The sequence below is a fragment of the Amycolatopsis sp. NPDC004079 genome (genome assembly GCF_040610415.1).
GTDB lineage: Bacteria > Actinomycetota > Actinomycetes > Mycobacteriales > Pseudonocardiaceae > Amycolatopsis > Amycolatopsis halotolerans.
Genome location: NZ_JBEXMH010000002.1, coordinates 43,096 through 61,207 on the forward strand (window position 1 = coordinate 43,096; position 18,112 = coordinate 61,207).

The following is an 18,112-nucleotide window of genomic DNA, read 5'->3' on the forward strand; positions in this document are numbered from 1 at the left end:
GCACTCCACCGCGGTAGCCAGGCAGCATTCATGGGTCGTCGGTCGGATCGTAAGGCGGGCTCGCGCCGCGCCGGATCCCCAGAAAACGTCGTTAGGGGCGGGAAATCACCAGGCGACGCGCAGCAGCGACGGGCCGCGCACGATCACCCCGTACTCCCATTTCACGCCGTCGCGCCCGTCCGCGAGCCGCAATTCCGGGAACCGCTCCAGAATCGCTTTCAGCGCCTCCTGCAGTTCCAGCCGGGCCAGCTGCGCCCCGATGCAGTGGTGCGGGCCGTGCCCGAACGCGACGTGCGGGTTCGGGCTGCGGGTGAGGTCGATGACGTCCGGGTTCGCGAACACCTCCGGGTCGCGGTTCGCCGCGTGCAGCGCGGGCAGCACCGGATCGCCCGCCCGCACCACGACGTCGCCGATCCGGATGTCCTCGCGGGCATAGCGGGCGAACATCGCCGCGGTGTTGATCGGCACCCACCGCAGCAGTTCCTCCACCGCGGTCGGCAGGATCTCCGGCTGCGCCCGCAGTTGCGCGAGCAGCTCCGGCTGCGTCAGCAGGGTGAAGACGAAGCTCGGCAGGGCCGAGGAAACCGTCTCCACGCCACCGGTGAGCAGGCCCGCGCCGGCGATCGAGATGAGCTCGTTCTCGGAGAGCTTGTCACCCGCGTCGCGGGCGTAGACGAGCGCGCCGAGGAGGTCGTCGGTCGGGTCCTCGCGGCGCTGCGCGACCAGTTGGGCCACGTAGTTGTCCAGCTGATCGCCGTAGACGTCGAGCACGTCTCCCTTCGCCGTGGCGTCGCTGACCAGCGCCTGGGTCCACTCGCGGAAGATCGTGTGGTCTTCCTTCGGCACGCCGAGCAGATTGCAGATCACTGTAACCGGCAGCGGCCGCGCGAGATCCTCGACGAGGTCGCCGGGCGCGCCGTTCTCGATCATCGCGTCGATCAGCTCGTGCGTCAGCGTGCGGACGCTCTCGCGCATCGCCTCCAGCCGGCGCGCGGTGAACGCCTTCATCACCAGGCGGCGCAGGCGGGTGTGGTCCGGCGGGTCCATGCCCATGATGCCGTCGCCCATCTGCTGACGGCGCATCCGCGGCTGGTCGAGCCCCTGGGCCAGCTCGCGGCTGAACCTCGGGTCGGCGCTGACCAGCTTGACGTCGGCGTACTTCGTCGCCAGCCAAGCCTGCTCGCCGAAGGGCAACTGCACCCGGCTCATCGGCTCGTCGCGCTGCAACTGGTGGTAGGTCTCGGAAACGGACGTCTCGTGCATGTCGAACGGATACGCCCGGACAGTCCGGCGAGTGCTCATCGCGGTTCCCCTCCGATCGCGGTCATCGGCTGCTCCAATGCCTGGGTGTCATGGGTGTGCTGGACGTACGAGAGCGCCGACATCAGCGTCGACGAGGTGATCCGGCCGCTCGGCGCGCGTTCGGCGATCCCGCGCAACGGCAGCGAACCGAGCTCGGACCACCCGAGCCGGCCGTCCGCGTCGAGCGTGCTGCGCGCCTGCCCGGCGTTGTCCGGATGCAGGCAGTACGGCACGTCGAGCAGACCGCGTTTGAAGGCGACCACGAGCGCGCGGTCGAGATCGGCGTGGCTGTTGAGGACCGCGTCGACCAGGGCGTAGGCCTCGCGGTAGACCTGGTTGTCCTCGTCCACAATGGTCTTGCCGGCCTTGCTGCCTTTCGCCGAGGCTGCCGCGTGTTCGAGCGCGGTCACGTTCTCGGCGACAGTCGGGATACGGTGGGCTTCGGCGGCGGTCTTGACGATCAGCCGCTCCGAACCGGTGCTCATCGCCAGCTCGGCGGCCTTGCCCAGCAACAACATCGCACCGTCGGGCGTGCGCGGGAAGAGGCCCATGTACGCGTAAATCACCACGTGCCAGGTCGCTTCCGGCAGGAACTCGGCGCACAACCGGCGCAGCGCGGCGACGGCTTCGCGGTCCTGCTGCAGGTTCGTCTGCTGCGCGTAGCTCACCGAAATGCTGCGCACACCCTTGCGGTAGAAGAACAACGCTTCCAGCACGCTGATCGCGACCAGCTCGCTCGGCGGACACAGCTGTCCGAGCATGCAGCCGCCGAACGTCTCCAGATGCGGACGGCCGCCCGGATGTTCCGCGTCGACCAGCAGATCGCAGCAATACGCCCAATTTCGCACGGATTCGTCGAGCGGCGTGCGGCTGTAGGGCAGGCAGTAGGAAATCGGGCCGCCTTCGGTGGCGTGCAGACCGGCGGCGATCATCGCGCGGAAGATGTCCACCGGCCGGGCCGAACCGTGCCGGACCTGCACCGGGAAATCCGGGCCTTCGAGGCCGTCGAGCATCGCCCGGGTCACCTCGGGCGGATGGTTGACGATCGGGTAGCCGTTGAGCGGAATTCCGTTGCGCAGCGCGTGTTCCGCGGAATCGGTGTCGCGGACGCGGGTGTAGCTGTCGAGCGTGAGCGTGCCGACGGTCGCGGCGTTCGCGAGCTTGGTCGCGACCAGCCCGGCGCGCATCGCGGCCGGACTGTCGAAGCCCATGCGCGGCTGCACGACCAGTTCCCCGGCCGCGTGCCGCTGCGCTACGAACCGCTCGAAGCTCACGCTCCCTCCAACTGGCTGACCCCGCCGGGAAGCGTGGCCGCGAAGTGCCGGAAGGCGGCGGCGTTCTGCTCGTCGAAGACTCCGTCGAACCCGGCGAACAGCAGTTCCGCGGTCTGTTCGTCGGACAGCGGGCCGCCGGTGCCGAGCTTTCCGCCGATGACGATCGGCAACCGGCGCAGCTCGGGGATCGCTCGAAGCCGCTGCACGACCCGGAGCCCGTCTTGGTAGCCGTGTCCGTTGACGCTGCTCAGCACCAGCATCGCCGGACGGCGGCTGACGCATTCGGACTCCAGCAGTTCGTCCGGCACGCACGCGCCGAGGTTCACTACGTCGAAACCGATTTCCCCCACGAGAAGTTCGAGGTAGACGAGATTCCAGGTGTGCGAGTCCGACGCCATGCTGCTCACGATCACCGTGCGCCCGCTGGGTTCTTCGACGATGCTGCCGCCGTAAGCGCGGACTTCCTCGCTCATAGCGACACCTCGTAGGCCCGCTGATAGTCCAACCGGGACACCGAGATGACTTCGTTGCCGCGGACCACCACTTCGGTAGGCGCGGGACGGCCGAGGAAGCTGATCAGACTCGCGGTGACGCCGTACGCACCCACGTTCGGCACAGTCAGCAGGCCTCCGGCGGCCAACTCGGGCAGCTTCGCGGCCTTCGAGAGCGAGTCGCCGGGAGTGCACAGTGGACCGACGAGTTGCCCCGGGTTGTCGCCGACCTGCTCGACCCCGACGGCGGCGGGCAGCAGGCGTCCAATACCGGAAAGGCCGCCGACCACGTTGATCCCGGCGTCGAGAATGACAAATCGGTGACCGCGGCTCTCCTTCACGTTCACGACGCTGGCCAGCAGCGTCCCGCAAGTACCGGAGAGATACCGGCCGGATTCGCACGCCAGCTCGACCTCGCCGCTGCGCCACTCGGGCAGGTAGAGGTCGAGAAGCTGCTCCAAACCGTTGCGCAGCTTCGGGTAGTCGGTGCGCTCGCCGGGAACCGCGTACGGCGACGAGAACCCGCCGCCGATGTCGAGCAGTTCCAGCGGCAGGCCCACTTCCTGGCGCAGCTGCGCGGCCGACTGCAGCACGAACTCGTACTCGCCGAGCAGCGCGTCCTCGTCCTGGGCGTTGCTCATGGTGAAGAAGTGCGCGCCGACGATCTTGGCCCCGGTAACCGCCTTGAACAGCGGCATCAGCTCGGGCAACGTCTCGGCGTCGACGCCGAACTGCGACGGACGGCCCATCATCCGGATCCCGGTCGACGCACTTCCCTGCGTGGTGTTCACCCGCAGAAGGCAACGCGCGACGGTGTCCTGCCGCTCCGCCGCAGCACCGACGTGTTGCAGGTCAGTCAGCGATTCGACGGAGAACAACCGGACGCCCGCGGTGATCGCCGCGTCCAGCTCGCCGTCCGTCTTGCCCGGGCCGGTGTAGAGGATGTCTTCGGGCGCGAACCCGGCGGTGAGCGCGTTGGCCAGTTCGCCGGTCGAGCTGATCTCCGCGCGGCACCCGCCCTCGCGGAGTTCGCGGGCGATCTCCGGATGCGGGTTGGCCTTCAGCGCGTAGTAGACCGCGAACCCCTCGGGCAGCAGGCTGAACAGCTGATCGCGCGACTGGGCGGTCACGTCAAGGTCGTACACGTAAGCCGGCGTGCCGAACCGTGCGGCCAGCTCGTCGTACTTGCTCATTTGCGGGCACCTTCCACCAGCAGGGCGAGTTCCTTCGTCGCGTTCTTGCCGTGCGCGGTGAGCGGGAACTCGTCCACGACGTGGCACAGCGCGGGCACCTTCTGCGGCTCGAGCCGCTGCGCCAGTTCCTTGAGCACCGTGGTCGGCGGCAGGTCGCTTTCCACGCAGATCGCCAGGTCGCGCGTCTCGCTCGGCGGGATCGCGCCCGCCGCGCGCACGCCCGGGATGTCCATCGCGGCGGCCTCGATCTCCAAAGTGGACATCCGGATTCCCTTGCGCTTGAACATGTCGTCGCGGCGGCCCTCGAAATAGAGGTAGCCGTCCTCGTCGAGGCGGCCGTAGTCGCCGGTGTGCAGCCGGAGCTCGCCGGTGGCCTCGTCGCGGCGGAACGCTCGCGCGGAGAGCTCCGGGGCGCGCCAGTAACCGGGCATCACGTGCGGTCCGGCGGCCACGATCTCGCCGATTTCGCCCGCGGGCAACGGAGTCCCGTCGGCGGCGAGGATGTGCACGGTCGTGCCGGGCAGCGGAAGGCCCGACGAACCCGGGCGTTCGGCGTCTTCCTCGGGCGGCATCACGGTGATCCGCTTGCACTCGGTCTGGCCGAACTGCCGGACCACGCGGACGCCCGGGAAAGCGTTGCGGAGCTTCTCGATGGTCGAATCCGGCAGCGCCGCACCGGTGTTGGTGAACAGCCGCACCGGAGCCGGTTCGCCTTGGTCGCGCTCGGCCAGCGTGGCGATCATCGTCGCGAGCGAAGGCACGATCGGCACGACCGTCGCGCCGACCTCGCGCATCCGTTGCAGGAGGCGAAGATCGGACTCGGCGTCGGCGAGCACGATCTCGCTGCGGCCGAGCGTCGAGAGAAGGACCTTGTACAGGCCGTAGTCCCAGGACATCGGGAACCGGCAGAAAACGACGTCGTCCTGGCGGTATCCCAGCACCGCCTGGATCGCGCCTGCCGCGAAGGTGACTTGCCGGTGCGGCCCGATGACGCCCTTGGGCGCGGCCGTGCTGCCGGAGGTGTAGACGAGAACCGCGACGTCGTCCAGGTCGACGTCAGTGGACTCGACGCGCGTCTTCTCGCAGTATGCCTCTTCGACTTCCGTCCACAGTGGAGCGAACTCGGCCGGCTGGACGATCAGCACCGGTTCGGCGTTCTCGACGACGGAGTCGAAGTGGAACTGCTTCATCGCCGGGTTGATCGGCACGAACACCGCGCCGCGCCGCGATGTGCCGTGGAAGAGCGCGACCAGCGCCCGGTCCGTCGGCAACTGCACCACCACGCGATCGCCGCGCCGCACCCCGCGCCGTGCGAGGACCGCCTCCACCGCGTGACTCCAAGCGGCCAGCTCGGCATACGTCCACACCCCCGCCCGGTCGCGCACCGCGGCGGCGTCCGGCGCACTGGCCACCGCCGCGTCGAGCAGGGCATGGACGAGAGAACCGGATTCGTTCACGACTGCCACTCCCGAAAGGATTCGTAGAATCACCGTGCCTGCGCGGGATAGCTCCCCGACGTCCGGAAAGTTATCCGCGCGCAGGCGGTGATCCACACCCCTAACGGCCCCTAGCTGGCAGTCTGCCGGTCCGTGAAGGGCTCCTTCCGGGAATCTGATTCCCCCAAGGAGCCCTTCACGGACCTTAAGCGGGGACGGGGCTGAGAATCTCCGCGGCGCGCGCGGCGAGCGTCTTCCGGTCGATCTTGCGGTTCGAATTCAGCGGGAACTCCTCGACGTGCTCGTACCGCCGCGGGATCACGCCCTCGGGCAGCACCGCCCGCAACGCCCGCACCAGTTCGATCACCGGCCGCCGCGGCCCGGTGTAGAAGACGAACAGCTCGGTCCCGCCGTCCCCTTGGACGCCGAGCGCCACCGCCTGCACCCCGCACGCCTCCAGCGCGTGCTCCACCTCGGTGAGCTCCACGCGCCAGCCGAGCACCTGCACCTGCGAATCGAGCCGCCCGAGGTACGCCAGATCGTCGCCGCCGAGCCGGCGCACCCGATCGCCGGTGCGGTAGAAGCGCTGCCCGTCGCGGTCGAGGAACCGGCCCTTCTCGTCGGCCGGGTCGAGGTAGCCCGGCGTCAGCTGCGGTCCGGCGATGGCGAGTTCGCCCTCCCCCGCCTCGTTCTCGTCGATGAGCACGTATTCATGGCCTTCGTGCACGGCACCGATCGGCACTACGCCGTTCACCGCGACGCGCGGGGTTTCCTCGTCGTCCCACCGGTACCCGGCGACGGTGATGGTGAGTTCCGTGGGGCCGTAGAGGTTCTCCGTCACGGAATAGCCCGCCGCCGCCCGCCAATCCGCGGTGTCGCGGACGGTCAGCGCTTCCCCGGCGAAGAAGCTCCACCGCAGGCCGGGCATCGCGCCCGGGGCGAGCCGTCCGGTGCGGCGCACCAGATCGATCGCGCTCGGCGTGGAGAACCACACGGTGAGGCCGCGCTCCGCCACGAACGCAGGCACGTTCCGGTACGCCGCTCCCGGCAGGACCACCGCTTCCGCGCCCGCGCCCCAGGCGCAGAAGAGGTCGAACATCGCGCAGTCGAAGTTCAGGTCGAACGTCTGGGAGAAGACGTCGTCCGGGGTGAAGTCGTACCGCGCGTCGAGCAGGCCGAAGTAATGCTCGGTGGAGCCGTGGCCGATCCGGACTCCCTTCGGCCGTCCCGTGGAGCCCGAGGTGAACAGCACGTACGCGGAGTCCTCAGGGCGCACGTCCTTGGGCTCGCTGAGGGCTTGGGCCGCTTTCAGTCCTTTCTGGTCAACCTCCGGAGCCAGGAGCGTCTTCACCGACGGAGCGACCGTCAGACCGCGTTCGTCGGCGATGAGCGCGTCCACCTCCGCGGCCTCGACCATCTGCTCGGTCCGGGCCGCCGGGAAGTCCGGCCGCAGCGGGACGACCGTCGCCCCCGCGTACAGCCCGGCCAGAATCCCGGCGTAGGCAGTGACGCCCTTCCCGGCCAGCACCCCTACCGTGCTCGCGCCGGACTCCGCCAGCGCGCCGCCCCACAGCAACGCACGCTCGTGCAGCTCGCCGTAGGTGAACGTCTCCCCGCCGACGCTGACCGCCGGCCGGGACTCGGAACGGGCCAGCCCGCGCAGAAACCGCGCGTGCAGTCCCGAGGTGGTCGTCGTGTCCATCGTGGTCCTCCGCCTACTGTGTCGATCGCTGCTGACCCGCCCACAGTCACCGCCTCATGGCTTGGCAGCAACGGTTGCGTTCCGGGTCGGGGGGTCGGCCTGCTTTTGGCCGGATTGGCAATAGGGGTGCCGGCTCGTCGCCCGGGAGCGGCGGCGCGGGGTAAAGTTCAAAACCGAACCGGGCGGTCGGTTTCCCCGCCTGGTGAAGTGCCCGACCCAGCCACCGGAGTAGCCATGTGGGACAGCTCTTTCGACGAAGCCCTCCGCCCGTACCTCCCGTTCCTGCCCGCTGACGAGGCGCTGACCGCCGAGACCCCGCTCAAGGAGTACGGCCTCGACTCGCTCGCCACGGTGGAACTGCTGGCGGTCCTGGAGGAGAAGTACAACGTCCGGTTCTCCGACGACGCGCTGAACCTGGAGACGTTCGAGAACCCCGGACGCCTCTGGGCGACGCTGTCGCAACTGCAGCCGGCTAGCTGACCCGCGAGGGACCCGCGCCGCGCCGCCGCGGCTGCAGCGCGAGCCGCGGGTTCACCGTGGTCACCTCGAACCGGCTGGTGGTGGCTCGGACCCGGCCGAACAGCGTGTCCGGCCCGGCCACCCACAGCTTGCGTACGCCGAGCTGCTCGAGCGACGAGACGACGTCCGGCCAGCGCAGCGGCTCGACGATGCTGTCCAGCAGCATCGTGCGGACCTGCTCGCCGGACCGCAGCACCGAACCGTCCTGGTCAGCGATGATCGGAAGGAGGGGATCATGGAAGTCGAGGCCGCCGAGCACCTCGTCCTCGGCCTTGCGCCGCAACGCGCCGAACGCGCGCGAGTGCAGCGGAGGACGCATCGTGTACAGCGACAGCCCGCCCATGCTCCGCACGGTCTGCTTGAGCCAGTCGAGGTTCCGCTCCCGCACCGAGACCATGTAGAAGTCGTGGTCGATGTAGCAGGAGATGTCGGCCCACTCGCCGCGCCCGTCGAGTTCCGTCAGCGCGTCGCGCAGTTTCTCTTCCGGGGTGCGGACGAACGAGTGCGTGACGACGTCGGTGTGCTCGGTCGCGAAGAACTCGTCGAGGCATTGCGCGAGCTTCGCGGTCATCCACACCGCGTCCGGGAAAGTCAGCGAACCGGCGTACACGCTGGCCGGTTTCTCGCCGAAACTCGGGCCGGTGCAGTAGTCCGGGCTCATCCCGTACTCCTGTTCGGCCCACTCGGCGAGCGCGACGCAGGTGAGCATGAACCCGACCTGGGCGTACTCGGAGTAGTCGCCCTCGGCCTCGCGGAAGCGGTCGACCAGCGAGTAGCCCAGCCGGTCGTCGGCGTCCTTGATGAGCCTGCGCGCGAACGGGTTGATGAGCAGGAACTTGCCGAAGTCGACGAACCGGCACGGGCTCATCCCGGGGAACACGACCGCCGATCCGGCCTGGCTGGCCTCATCCATGACTGGCGACCTCTCTTTCGGCGGGGGAATGGACTTCCTGCAGGAATCCCAGCAGGATTTCGCGGAACCGTTCCGGTTCCTCGAGATGGGGGACGTGGCTCGATTCCGGGAGGATCTCCCAGCGCACGTCGTGGATCCGGTCGTAGTACGGCTGCACGGTGGCCGGGGTGGCCTCGTCGTGCGCGCCGGAGATGAGCAGGGTCGGCACCTCGATGTCGTCGAGGCGGTCGATCACCGAATAGTCGGCGAGCGTGCCGGTGACGGTGAACTCGCTGGGGCCGTTCATCACCGAGTAGACGGTGTTGTTGTCGGCCATCTCCATGAACGAGGCGACATAGTCGGGCGGCCACGGCAGCACGCGGCAGACGTGCCGGTCGTAGAAGACGCGCATGAGGTCGAAGTACTCCTGCGTATCCGTGGTGCCCGCCGTTTCGTGCGCCCGCAGGCCCTCGTCGACGCCCGGCGGGAGCAGCGCGCGCAGCCGGTCCATCTCGCCGCGCCACAGCTCGTACGACGCCGGCGAGTTGGCGATCACCAGCCCGCGCAGGCCGTCCGGACGCTCGGCGGCGTGCCGCGCGACGACCAGGCCGCCCCACGACTGTCCATAGAGGACATAGTTGTCCTCGATGCCGAGCCGGTGCACCAGGTTGTCCAGCTCGTCGCCGAACAGCTCCGGGTTCCAGAACCCGGGATCGGCGTCCGGCAGCCGGCTCGACCCGCCGCTGCCGAGCTGGTCGTAGTGCACGACCGGGAATCCGTGCCCGGCGAGCTCGGTCAGGCTCAGCAGGTAGTCGTGCGTGCTGCCCGGCCCGCCGTGCACCACGACCACAGCGGGCGCCGCTCCTCCCGGTTGCCCGGTGACCCGGTACCAGGTGCGGTGCTCGCCGAACGGGACCCAGCCTTTCGCGGTGGGCGCCACGGCCATGCTCATCACCTCGTTCGCCTCCCTCGTCCGTCTCCGGCGCAGAACGGCCGGATCCGATTACCTGTCTATCTGCCGCGGCCCGCGCGCCATAGCCCCTAAGGGGCATCTAAAGCCGAGCCAAATCCTCCTTGCCCGTGCCGGATTCAGGGGCCCCCTACCGGGTGGGCCCGGGCCTGACGCGGCCCTACCGTTTTCCTTGTTCTCCCATGACTACGAACCTGGAGCTGCCGCGATGCGCGTGATGCTGATGGTCTTCCCGACGAGGACGCACGTTTACAGCATGGCTCCGGTGGGCTGGGCGCTGGCCGCGGCCGGGCACGAGGTGCGCTTCGTCGGGCAGCGCAACCCGCGCGAGGTCGAGCCGTTCACCGAAACCGGGCTGGACGCCATGTGGTTCGGCGACGAACTCGACATCGCCCGCCACCGGCAGCAGCAGGTCGACGGCAACAACGCGATGCACGGCGAATTCCGGCTCTCGGAAAGCCGTCCCGAGCGCTACACCGACGAATACGTGCGCAACGTGTACGAGCATTGGGTCGACGTGTACCGCTGGACCACGCCGGATCTGCTGCTCGACGAACTCATCCGCTTCGCCCGGCAGTGGCAGCCGGACCTCGTGGTGTGGGACCCGCTGATCTACGCCGCGCCGATCGTCGCGCACGCCATGGGGGTGCCGCACCTGCGGATGATGTACGCCGCCGACCAGACCGCCCGCCTCGGCGCGCAGTACCGCGACCTCAGAGCGAGCCGCCCCGAGGACAGCTCGCCGGACCCGTTCGTGACGTGGATGTCCGCCAAGGTCGCCCGGTTCGGAGCCGACTACGACGAAGCCCTCCGCTACGGCGTGCGGACCATCGACTGTCATCCGTCGTATCTGCGTTACGACGGCGTGGACGTCGACTACCTCCCGGCCCGGTTCGTGCCGCAGAACAAGCCGATGGCGATCCCGTCCTGGGTGCTGGAGCGGCCGGAGCGGCCTCGGGTGATGCTCACCCTTGGCATTTCCAACCGGCAGACGCTCGGCGTCGAGGAGACCTCAGTCGGGGACCTGCTGGACGGGCTCTCCGACCTCGACATCGAAGTGATCGCCACGCTCAACGCGGAACAGCTCGCGTCCGTGCGCGCGATCCCGGACAACGTCCGCGCGGTCGATTTCGTGCCGATGAACGAACTCCTCGCCTCGTGCTCCGCGATCGTGCACCAGGGCGGCGGCGCGACGATCGGCAACGCGGTGGTGAACGGCGTCCCGCAACTGGTCATCCCGGGCACCACGTGGAGCGAACGCGGCTCCGCGGTGGCTCAGGTGAAGCGCGGCAACGGGTTGCTGGTGGACCTCGAGGACGTGACGCCCGCGAGCGTCCGCGACGGGGTGTGCCGGCTGCTGGAGGAACCGTCCTTTCGGGAGTGTGCGCTCGAGGTGCGCGACGAGATGCTGGCGACGCCCGCTCTCGACGACCTCGTGCCGGAACTGGAACGGATCGCGCGATGCCCGTGACGCGGCCGCCGACCATGCGCACGATCGGGTTTCTCGTGCTGAGCCTCCCGATCCGGCTCGCCGCGTTCGTGCTGATCCTGGTGACCATGCTGGTCGGCGTCGGGACGACGATGCTGTGGGTCGGCATCCCGATCCTGCTGGTCGCGACCTCGCTGATGCGGTCGTACTGTGCGTTCGAACGACGCTGGGCGCACCAGATGCTCGGCGCCGCGATCGCCGAACCGGTCCGCCGCCGTCCGGCGGGCCCCGGCATGCTCACGGTGTGGCAGGCGCGGCTGCTCGACCCCGCCACCTGGCGCGAGTTCGCGTTCGTGCTGATCGCTTTTCCGCTGGGCATCGTGGAATTCGTGGCGGGCGTCGTGTCCACCGCGGTACCTCCTTTCGGAATTTTCGTGGCGCCGCGCATCGGGGCGATGCACGGCGAACTGGCGGCGTCGTTCCTCGGCCCGAACCGCACCGCGCAACTGGAAGCGCGCACGGTGCAGCTGCGGAACTCGCGAGCACGCGGAGTCGACGCGGTGGAGGCCGAACGCCGCCGGATCGAACGCGACCTGCACGACGGCGCACAGCAGCGGCTGGTGTCCGTCGCGATGAGCCTGGGCCGCGCCCAGCTCAAACTCGACCTCGACGACCCGACCGCGGTCCGCGAACTCATCGGAGCCGCGCACGCCGACGCGAAGCTCGCTGTCTCGGAGTTGCGCGACCTGGCGCGCGGGATCTATCCGCCGGTGCTCCAGGATCGGGGCCTGGACGCCGCGTTGTCTTCTCTTACCGCAAGAATGCCTATCCCTATTGAGGTCGAGGTTACCGTACAACCCCGTCCGCCCGCACCTGTCGAAACGACGACGTACTTCATCGTGAGCGAAACGCTCACCAACGTGACCAAACATTCCGGCGCCGACCGCGCGTCCGTGCGAGTGACCCGCGACGACGACACCGTGGTCGTGGAAATCACCGACAACGGCCACGGCGGCGCCTCGATGCGCCCCGGCGGCGGCCTGGCCGGATTGGCCGACCGCGCCGCCACGATCGACGGCGTGCTCACCGTCGTAAGCCCCGTCGGCGGCCCCACCGTCGTGCGGGCCGATCTGCCCGTCCGCTGGTGAATCCTGTTGTGGAGGCAAGGAAAATGCGCGTCGTGATCGCGGAAGACTCGGTGCTTTTGCGCGCCGGGGTACAAAGCCTGCTGGCGGACGTCGGCATCGAAACCGCCGCCGCGGTCGACAACGGCGATGATCTGCTGGTGGCCATCCGAGACCACCGCCCAGACCTGGTGATCGCCGACGTCCGCATGCCCCCGACCTTCACCGACGAGGGCCTGCGCGCCGCTTTGGCCGCCCGCAAGGAAATCCCCGGCCTGCCGGTGCTTGTCGTGTCGCAGTATGTCGAAGGAAGTTATGCGGTAGACCTGATCGCTGAAGGCACTTCCGGCGTCGGCTACCTGCTGAAGGAACGGGTCGCCGACGTCGCGGACTTCCTGGAAGCAGTCCGCCGCGTCGCCGGCGGCGGGTCAGCCATTGATCCGGACGTGGTCGCACAGATGCTTTCCCGCAGCCGGGATCCGTTGGAGGCGTTGACGGCGCGGGAGACGGAGGTGCTGGCGCAGATGGCCCAGGGCCTGTCGAACACGGCCATCGCGAAGGCGCTTGTGGTGACTCAGGGAGCGGTGGAGAACCACATCAGCAACATCTTCGCGAAACTCGGCTTGGAGGCCAGCCGGGATCAGAACCGTCGGATCCGTGCTGTGCTTACGTATCTGGACAGTACCGCGGTGCACGCCTGACCCTCAGACCGCCTCATCCCGCGCCGTCCGACGCTGCCCGGACCGCACCATCGCACCTGATTCACCGGATCGATACCGTGCAGATGTTCGACTGGCGCCGGTAGCTTGGAGATATGGATCTTGGACCTGTCCCCCTGTCGTCCATTGTAGACGACGTCGTTGTTCTCTTGTGGCGCAACACTTCTGCCACCCGCAGCCGCTCGCCGCGACCTCTATTGCCCTTGAGACCTGTACTTCGAGCAACGCGGCGATCTCGAAGACCGGCATTCCGCGCGGCCGCCCGCGCCGCAACTGCCGCACTGCGGAAGGCCCGCATCGCCCTGCGCCGACGCGGGCCCCGCTCCTCCGCTTCATTCGCGGACGAAGTTACCGTGCCCGCCAGCTCGTCGCCGGAACAAACCTTGTCGACGGTTGCCGAGGTGACGGCACAGCAATTTCCTCGCGCCCAGACTCCGCAACCTGACCGATTGCGGCCAACGCCACCAACAGCGCAGCCACTTCCACGTCATCCGGATTCCCACGCACCACACGTACTGCGGGCGCTACCGCCGCAGCACGCTGTTCACCGCGCACACCAGCAGCTTCGAGTCCAGCCGAATCCCCCTGCACCGCAGGAAACTCCACCGTGGTCGCGCCTGGACACGCCGCTGTCGCAGCACCCTGTCCATCATGCGCCCCATCAGATTCACCGTCAGCCAAATCCCGCATCGCAGGAGGCTCCGCACTGGCCGCACCTACAGACGCGGCAATCTCATCCCGCCGTTCACGGTGCATCCCCACGGGATCCCGGCGAGCAAACTCCACACTCCCCGCAGGGCCCGCCGCCGAACCGCCCGGATCTTCGGGAGATTCCGCAGGTGAGGCAAGCGAATGCACCCTGGCCGCACCTGCAGGTGCGGCCAGCACGCTTCCCCGCTCGCCAGACTGCCCGGGAGCAGCGGACAACTCCACCCCGCCCGGCTCACCGCCCGAGGCAAGAACCTCCGCGCCCAGCCTCGGATCCACCGCCCCAGCCGACCCCACCACATCCCCCGTTCCTCGACGCGCAGCCCGGACCGCCATCACATCGGCGGGTTCCCGTGCTTGCGCGCCGGAACGTCGGCGTGCTTGGCCCGCAACATCGCCAGCGACCGGATCAGCATCTCGCGCGTCCGGCCGGGCTCGATCACGTCGTCGACCAGCCCTCGTTCGGCCGCGTAGTAGGGATGCATCAGCTCGGTCTTGTACTCCTTGATCTTCTGCCGCCGGACCGCCTCCGGGTCGTCGGCAGCGTTGATCTCACGCCGGAAGATCACGTTCGCCGCGCCCTCGGCGCCCATCACCGCGATCTCGTTCGTCGGCCACGCCAGCGAAACGTCCGCGCCGATCGACCGCGAGTCCATCACGATGTACGCGCCGCCATAGGCCTTTCGCAGGATCATCTGCACCCGCGGCACCGTCGCGTTGCAGTAGGAGTACAGCAGCTTCGCACCATGCCGGATGATGCCGCCGTGCTCCTGGTCCACCCCGGGCAGGAAGCCCGGCACATCGACCAGCGTCACCAGCGGGATATTAAACGCGTCGCACGTCTGCACGAACCGCGCGGCCTTCTCGCTCGCCTCGATGTCAAGGACCCCGGCGAGCGTCGCCGGCTGGTTCGCCACGATCCCGACCACCTGTCCGTCCAGCCGTGCCAAGGCGCACACGACGTTCGTCGCCCAACCGGCATGCACCTGGAGGAACTCGCCGTCATCGACGATCTCCTCGATCACGACACACATGTCATACGCGCGCGCCGAGTCCGTCGGCACCACCTCGAGCAGCTTGTCCGTACGACGATCCGCCGGATCGGCCGTCGGCTCCACCGGCGGCACCTCGTTGTTGTTGGAGGGCAGCAACGAAATCAGGTACCGCACGTCCTCAAGACAGCTGGGTTCGTCGTCGTAGACAAACGCGGCGACACCCGACGTCGAAGCGTGCACATCCGCGCCGCCAAGGCCGTTCTGGGTGATCTCCTCGCCGGTCACCGCGTGCACCACATCCGGGCCGGTGATGAACATCTGCGAGGTTTCGCGCACCATGAACACGAAATCCGTCAACGCGGGCGAGTACGCGGCACCGCCAGCACACGGCCCGAGCATCACCGAGATCTGCGGGATGACTCCCGAAGACCGGGTGTTGCGCTGGAAGATCCCGCCGTACCCGGCGAGCGCCGTCACGCCCTCCTGAATCCGCGCACCGGCACCGTCATTGAGCGACACCAGCGGCGCACCGGCCGCCGCGGCGAGGTCCATCACCTTGTGGATCTTCTGCGCGTGTGCCTCGCCAAGCGCGCCGCCGAAAATGCGGAAGTCGTGGGCGTACACGAAAACCGTGCGCCCGTAGACTGTTCCCCAGCCGCACACCACACCGTCCGAATACGGCTTCCGGTGTTCAAGGCCGAACGCTGTCGCGCGGTGCCGGCGCAAGGACTCGATCTCGGTGAACGAGCCCGGGTCGAGGAGAAGCTCGATGCGCTCGTGCGCGGTCAGCTTGCCGCGGTCATGCTGCCGGGCGGTCGCGGCGTCGTCGGGACCGCGTCGCGCGGCCTCCTTGATCTCCCGCAGTTCCTCGAGCCTGCTGTCGAATCCGACCGCCAGTGCCTCAGACATGTGCACGCCCCTTGTCGACAAGCCGATCGGTCAGGTACCGGAGAATCACGTCCTGGTGGCGGGTCAGGAAGAAATGCCCGCCGGCGAGCGGGACCAGCTCGAAGCCCGCCGCGGTGTGGTCCCCCCACGACCGGACCTCGTCGACCGAGGCGACCGGGTCGTCGGTGCCGGTGAACGCGACCACCGGGGCCGTCAGCGGCGCACCCGGCTGGTACCGGTAGGTCTCCACGGCGCGATAGTCGTTGCGCACCACCGGAAGGATCATCCGCACGACGTCGTCATCGCCGAGCAGGTCCATTTCGGTGCCGCTCAACCGGCGCAGTTCGTCGATCACGCCGTCGTCGGTGCGGGTGTGCACGTTCTCGTCGCGGTGCCGCGACGGCGCCCGGCGGCCGGACACGAAGAGCGTGTCCACCGCGGTGCCCGCGGCCTTCAGCCGGCGCGTCACCTCGAAGGCGATCATCGCGCCCATGCTGTGGCCGAACAGCGCGAGCGGGAGGTCGTCGCGCCCGCGCAGCAGCTCGGCGATCCGGTCGGCCAGCGCGTCGATCGTGGTCAGGAACGGCTCGTGCCGCCGGTCCTGGCGGCCCGGGTACTGCACCGCCAGCACCTCGATGTCCGGCGTCAGCGCCCGCGAAACCGGGAAGTAGAACGGAGCCGAACCTCCGGCGTGCGGCAGGCACACCAGCCTTGCCTTCGCCTCGGGCGACGTGTGGAAGCGGCGAAACCAGCTGTCCTCGTCGGAATTCGCGCTACCCGTCATGTCGTCCCACCGCCTTTCCGACGTCTGCGCCGGGACGACCCGGCCACGGATCCTTCTTCGCCGACCCACGGTAACCGCGCCCACCGCGCGCAACGACCCCTAACTCCCCCTAGATCCACAATGGACGGTCGAGCCCGGCCCCCTAGACCGAAGGATTCTTTTCGCATGCAGCCAACGTTCGTCCTCGTCCCCGGCTCCCACGCCGCCGGACGCTGCTTCACCGCGCTCCAACGCGAACTGGCCCTGCGCGGCCACCGCAGCCTCGCCGTCGACCTCCCCGGCCACGGCACCGCTGGCTTCTCCACCGCCTACCAGACCCAAGACCTCGCGGCCTTCGCCGACGAACCGTCGCCGACGGCTGGCATCACGCACGCCGACAACGTCGCTCACGTCGCCGAAACCGTCCGCCGCGTACGCAAACACGGTCCCGTCATCCTGGTCGGCCACAGCCGCGGCGGATTCGTCGTCACGAGCGTCGCCAACGCCGTCCCAGACCTGCTGGCCCGAACCGTCTACGTCTCCGCCTGGTGCTGCGTAACCGGCACGGCCGCCGACTACCTAGCCACCCCAGCTTTCAGATCGCCCGACACCGGCGCAGAAATCGTGGCCTCCCGGTCAGCCCTCGACCCCAACGAATCCCGAGACGCCGGTACCGACGTCGTAGACCTAGCGACCTGGGGCGGAATCCCGCACAGCTACGTCCGCCTTACCGCGGACGCCAGCGTGCCCCTCGCGTTGCAAGACCACTTCATCGAAGAAGCCGACGCCCTCACCCCGGGCAACCCCTTCGACGTGCACTCCCTGCCCGTCGGCCACATCGACTCACTGCTCCAGCCGACGGACCTAGCCGAGATCCTCGCCGGAACCGCCGACTACCGCGAAGGAGCCCGATAAGCCCCGAACTGCATCTGCCGGGCAAGGCGGAACCCCAACTTCTCGTACAACCGGATCGCGCCGGTGTTCGTCTCGGCAGCGTGGAGAAACGGCCGTTCCCCGCGCTCCCGGATCCCCGCGGCCACCGCCAGCACCAGCCGGGCCGCCAACCCCTGGCCCTGGAATGCCGGGTCGGTGCACACCGCGCTGATCTCCGTCCACCCCGGCGGATGCATCCGCTCGCCCGCCATCGCCACCAGCGCGCCGTCACGGCGAATGCCCAAGTAGGCGCCCAACGTGATCGTCCGCGGCAGGAACGGGCCGGGCTTCGTCCGGGCAACCAGATCGAGCATCTCCGGCACGTCCGCCTCGGTCAGCGGCACCGCTTCCGCGTCGGCGACCGCCGGGGCGGCCGAACCGTCCATCTGGACCCCGGTGAGCTCGGCCTCCACCGTCCAGTCCGCGGGCGGCGGCGTCCCGACCGCGCCGACCACGAGCGTCGACGCGCCAGGACCGATGAGGTCGGCGATGTCGTGCCACACGCGCTCGTCCGGATGGTCCGGGACGGCGAGGAACGGAGAGACGTCCACCGGATACCGCAGCACCTGCCCCTTCTGCTCCGCGAACGACGCGTGCGGGCCGCTCAACGCGGCCCAAGCGGGGTTTTCGAGCGGGGACGTGCTCATTCTCGCCTGCCATTCCGATCCGGGGTGCCCGATCAAGAATGCGTGCGCCGAACCGCACCCGGCCACTGCCTCCCACATGCTGAGCAGCCGAGGACCGGAGCTGTCCGCAATCCGCCATAACGTCGCC

Annotated in this window: 17 protein-coding genes; 5 read left to right on the forward strand and 12 right to left on the reverse strand. The window is 68.8% G+C overall.

Features of this window, described 5'->3' with window-relative positions:
* Positions 1 to 105 precede the first annotated feature (105 nt).
* From ABZX37_RS02245 to ABZX37_RS02270, 6 genes are all read right to left on the reverse strand, one after another.
* Positions 106 to 1,302 (reverse strand): cytochrome P450, encoded by a 1,197-nt coding sequence (locus ABZX37_RS02245; protein WP_354735154.1) that lies wholly within the window; start codon positions 1,300 to 1,302, stop codon positions 106 to 108.
* On the reverse strand, positions 1,299 to 2,576 hold the full coding sequence (locus ABZX37_RS02250) for a methylaspartate mutase (RefSeq protein WP_354735155.1): 1,278 nt from the start codon (positions 2,574 to 2,576) through the stop codon (positions 1,299 to 1,301). Before ABZX37_RS02250 ends, ABZX37_RS02245 begins: the two co-directional genes overlap by 4 nt.
* Positions 2,573 to 3,049 carry a cobalamin B12-binding domain-containing protein gene (locus tag ABZX37_RS02255; RefSeq protein ID WP_354735156.1) on the reverse strand — a complete coding sequence of 159 codons (477 nt, stop codon included), beginning with the start codon at positions 3,047 to 3,049 and terminating at the stop codon, positions 2,573 to 2,575. The genes ABZX37_RS02250 and ABZX37_RS02255 overlap by 4 nt, the downstream gene beginning before the upstream one ends.
* Positions 3,046 to 4,260 (reverse strand): type III PLP-dependent enzyme, encoded by a 1,215-nt coding sequence (locus ABZX37_RS02260; protein ID WP_354735157.1) that lies wholly within the window; start codon positions 4,258 to 4,260, stop codon positions 3,046 to 3,048. The genes ABZX37_RS02255 and ABZX37_RS02260 overlap by 4 nt, the downstream gene beginning before the upstream one ends.
* Positions 4,257 to 5,726: an AMP-binding protein gene (locus ABZX37_RS02265; protein ID WP_354735158.1), complete on the reverse strand. Its 1,470-nt coding sequence runs from the start codon at positions 5,724 to 5,726 to the stop codon at positions 4,257 to 4,259. Before ABZX37_RS02265 ends, ABZX37_RS02260 begins: the two co-directional genes overlap by 4 nt.
* Positions 5,727 to 5,901: 175 nt before the next feature.
* On the reverse strand, positions 5,902 to 7,398 hold the full coding sequence (locus ABZX37_RS02270) for an AMP-binding protein (RefSeq protein ID WP_354735159.1): 1,497 nt from the start codon (positions 7,396 to 7,398) through the stop codon (positions 5,902 to 5,904).
* 234 nt (positions 7,399 to 7,632) lie between these two features.
* Between ABZX37_RS02270 and ABZX37_RS02275 the strand changes: the two genes are divergently transcribed.
* Positions 7,633 to 7,878 (forward strand): phosphopantetheine-binding protein, encoded by a 246-nt coding sequence (locus ABZX37_RS02275; protein WP_101438236.1) that lies wholly within the window; start codon positions 7,633 to 7,635, stop codon positions 7,876 to 7,878.
* Here ABZX37_RS02275 and ABZX37_RS02280 read toward each other — a convergent pair.
* Both ABZX37_RS02280 and ABZX37_RS02285 read right to left on the reverse strand, forming a co-directional pair.
* A complete protein-coding gene (locus ABZX37_RS02280) occupies positions 7,871 to 8,830 on the reverse strand; it encodes an ACP S-malonyltransferase (protein WP_344272038.1) in 960 nt (319 codons plus the stop codon). The two genes, ABZX37_RS02275 and ABZX37_RS02280, sit on opposite strands and share 8 nt — an antisense overlap.
* Entirely contained in the window at positions 8,823 to 9,755 is a 933-nt protein-coding gene (locus ABZX37_RS02285; RefSeq protein ID WP_354735160.1) for a proline iminopeptidase-family hydrolase, read from the reverse strand. Before ABZX37_RS02285 ends, ABZX37_RS02280 begins: the two co-directional genes overlap by 8 nt.
* Before the next feature lie 232 nt (positions 9,756 to 9,987).
* On the opposite strand from ABZX37_RS02285, the gene ABZX37_RS02290 reads away from it, so the two are divergent.
* From ABZX37_RS02290 to ABZX37_RS02300, 3 genes are read left to right on the forward strand one after another with little or no spacing between them, the layout of a single operon-like run.
* On the forward strand, positions 9,988 to 11,250 hold the full coding sequence (locus ABZX37_RS02290; protein ID WP_354735161.1) for a nucleotide disphospho-sugar-binding domain-containing protein: 1,263 nt from the start codon (positions 9,988 to 9,990) through the stop codon (positions 11,248 to 11,250).
* Positions 11,241 to 12,356, forward strand: a complete 1,116-nt coding sequence (locus ABZX37_RS02295; RefSeq protein WP_354735162.1) for a sensor domain-containing protein — start codon at positions 11,241 to 11,243, stop codon at positions 12,354 to 12,356. The genes ABZX37_RS02290 and ABZX37_RS02295 overlap by 10 nt, the downstream gene beginning before the upstream one ends.
* A 23-nt stretch (positions 12,357 to 12,379) precedes the next feature.
* Positions 12,380 to 13,033, forward strand: coding sequence for a response regulator transcription factor (locus ABZX37_RS02300; protein WP_067580506.1), 654 nt, complete (start codon positions 12,380 to 12,382; stop codon positions 13,031 to 13,033).
* 366 nt (positions 13,034 to 13,399) lie between these two features.
* Here ABZX37_RS02300 and ABZX37_RS02305 read toward each other — a convergent pair whose 3' ends face one another.
* The 3 genes from ABZX37_RS02305 to ABZX37_RS02315 are packed head-to-tail and all read right to left on the reverse strand — an operon-like array spanning position 13,400 to position 16,426.
* Positions 13,400 to 14,095, reverse strand: a complete 696-nt coding sequence (locus ABZX37_RS02305; protein ID WP_354735163.1) for an acyl-CoA carboxylase epsilon subunit — start codon at positions 14,093 to 14,095, stop codon at positions 13,400 to 13,402.
* Positions 14,095 to 15,663, reverse strand: a complete 1,569-nt coding sequence (locus ABZX37_RS02310; protein WP_354735164.1) for an acyl-CoA carboxylase subunit beta — start codon at positions 15,661 to 15,663, stop codon at positions 14,095 to 14,097. The genes ABZX37_RS02305 and ABZX37_RS02310 overlap by 1 nt, the downstream gene beginning before the upstream one ends.
* Complete coding sequence (locus tag ABZX37_RS02315; protein WP_354735165.1) at positions 15,656 to 16,426, reverse strand: alpha/beta fold hydrolase; 771 nt, start codon at positions 16,424 to 16,426, stop codon at positions 15,656 to 15,658. The genes ABZX37_RS02310 and ABZX37_RS02315 overlap by 8 nt, the downstream gene beginning before the upstream one ends.
* A 165-nt stretch (positions 16,427 to 16,591) precedes the next feature.
* Between ABZX37_RS02315 and ABZX37_RS02320 the strand changes: the two genes are divergently transcribed.
* Positions 16,592 to 17,320 (forward strand): alpha/beta fold hydrolase, encoded by a 729-nt coding sequence (locus ABZX37_RS02320; RefSeq protein ID WP_354735166.1) that lies wholly within the window; start codon positions 16,592 to 16,594, stop codon positions 17,318 to 17,320.
* Here ABZX37_RS02320 and ABZX37_RS02325 read toward each other — a convergent pair.
* Positions 17,299 to 17,985: a GNAT family N-acetyltransferase gene (locus tag ABZX37_RS02325; RefSeq protein ID WP_354735167.1), complete on the reverse strand. Its 687-nt coding sequence runs from the start codon at positions 17,983 to 17,985 to the stop codon at positions 17,299 to 17,301. The genes ABZX37_RS02320 and ABZX37_RS02325 overlap by 22 nt on opposite strands.
* Positions 17,986 to 18,112 lie beyond the last annotated feature (127 nt).

What these genes read in the sequence shown, in the direction of transcription:
- ABZX37_RS02245 (WP_354735154.1), bottom strand. Translation starts at nt 1,302, where the DNA reads ATGAGCACTCGCCGGACTGTCCGGGCGTATCCGTTCGACATGCACGAG.
- ABZX37_RS02255 (WP_354735156.1), bottom strand. Translation starts at nt 3,049, where the DNA reads ATGAGCGAGGAAGTCCGCGCTTACGGCGGCAGCATCGTCGAAGAACCC.
- ABZX37_RS02260 (WP_354735157.1), bottom strand. Translation starts at nt 4,260, where the DNA reads ATGAGCAAGTACGACGAGCTGGCCGCACGGTTCGGCACGCCGGCTTAC.
- ABZX37_RS02270 (WP_354735159.1), bottom strand. Translation starts at nt 7,398, where the DNA reads ATGGACACGACGACCACCTCGGGACTGCACGCGCGGTTTCTGCGCGGG.
- ABZX37_RS02275 (WP_101438236.1), top strand. Translation starts at nt 7,633, where the DNA reads ATGTGGGACAGCTCTTTCGACGAAGCCCTCCGCCCGTACCTCCCGTTC.
- ABZX37_RS02280 (WP_344272038.1), bottom strand. Translation starts at nt 8,830, where the DNA reads ATGGATGAGGCCAGCCAGGCCGGATCGGCGGTCGTGTTCCCCGGGATG.
- ABZX37_RS02285 (WP_354735160.1), bottom strand. Translation starts at nt 9,755, where the DNA reads ATGGCCGTGGCGCCCACCGCGAAAGGCTGGGTCCCGTTCGGCGAGCAC.
- ABZX37_RS02290 (WP_354735161.1), top strand. Translation starts at nt 9,988, where the DNA reads ATGCGCGTGATGCTGATGGTCTTCCCGACGAGGACGCACGTTTACAGC.
- ABZX37_RS02295 (WP_354735162.1), top strand. Translation starts at nt 11,241, where the DNA reads ATGCCCGTGACGCGGCCGCCGACCATGCGCACGATCGGGTTTCTCGTG.
- ABZX37_RS02300 (WP_067580506.1), top strand. Translation starts at nt 12,380, where the DNA reads ATGCGCGTCGTGATCGCGGAAGACTCGGTGCTTTTGCGCGCCGGGGTA.
- ABZX37_RS02305 (WP_354735163.1), bottom strand. Translation starts at nt 14,095, where the DNA reads ATGGCGGTCCGGGCTGCGCGTCGAGGAACGGGGGATGTGGTGGGGTCG.
- ABZX37_RS02310 (WP_354735164.1), bottom strand. Translation starts at nt 15,663, where the DNA reads ATGTCTGAGGCACTGGCGGTCGGATTCGACAGCAGGCTCGAGGAACTG.
- ABZX37_RS02315 (WP_354735165.1), bottom strand. Translation starts at nt 16,426, where the DNA reads ATGACGGGTAGCGCGAATTCCGACGAGGACAGCTGGTTTCGCCGCTTC.
- ABZX37_RS02320 (WP_354735166.1), top strand. Translation starts at nt 16,592, where the DNA reads ATGCAGCCAACGTTCGTCCTCGTCCCCGGCTCCCACGCCGCCGGACGC.
- ABZX37_RS02325 (WP_354735167.1), bottom strand. Translation starts at nt 17,985, where the DNA reads ATGAGCACGTCCCCGCTCGAAAACCCCGCTTGGGCCGCGTTGAGCGGC.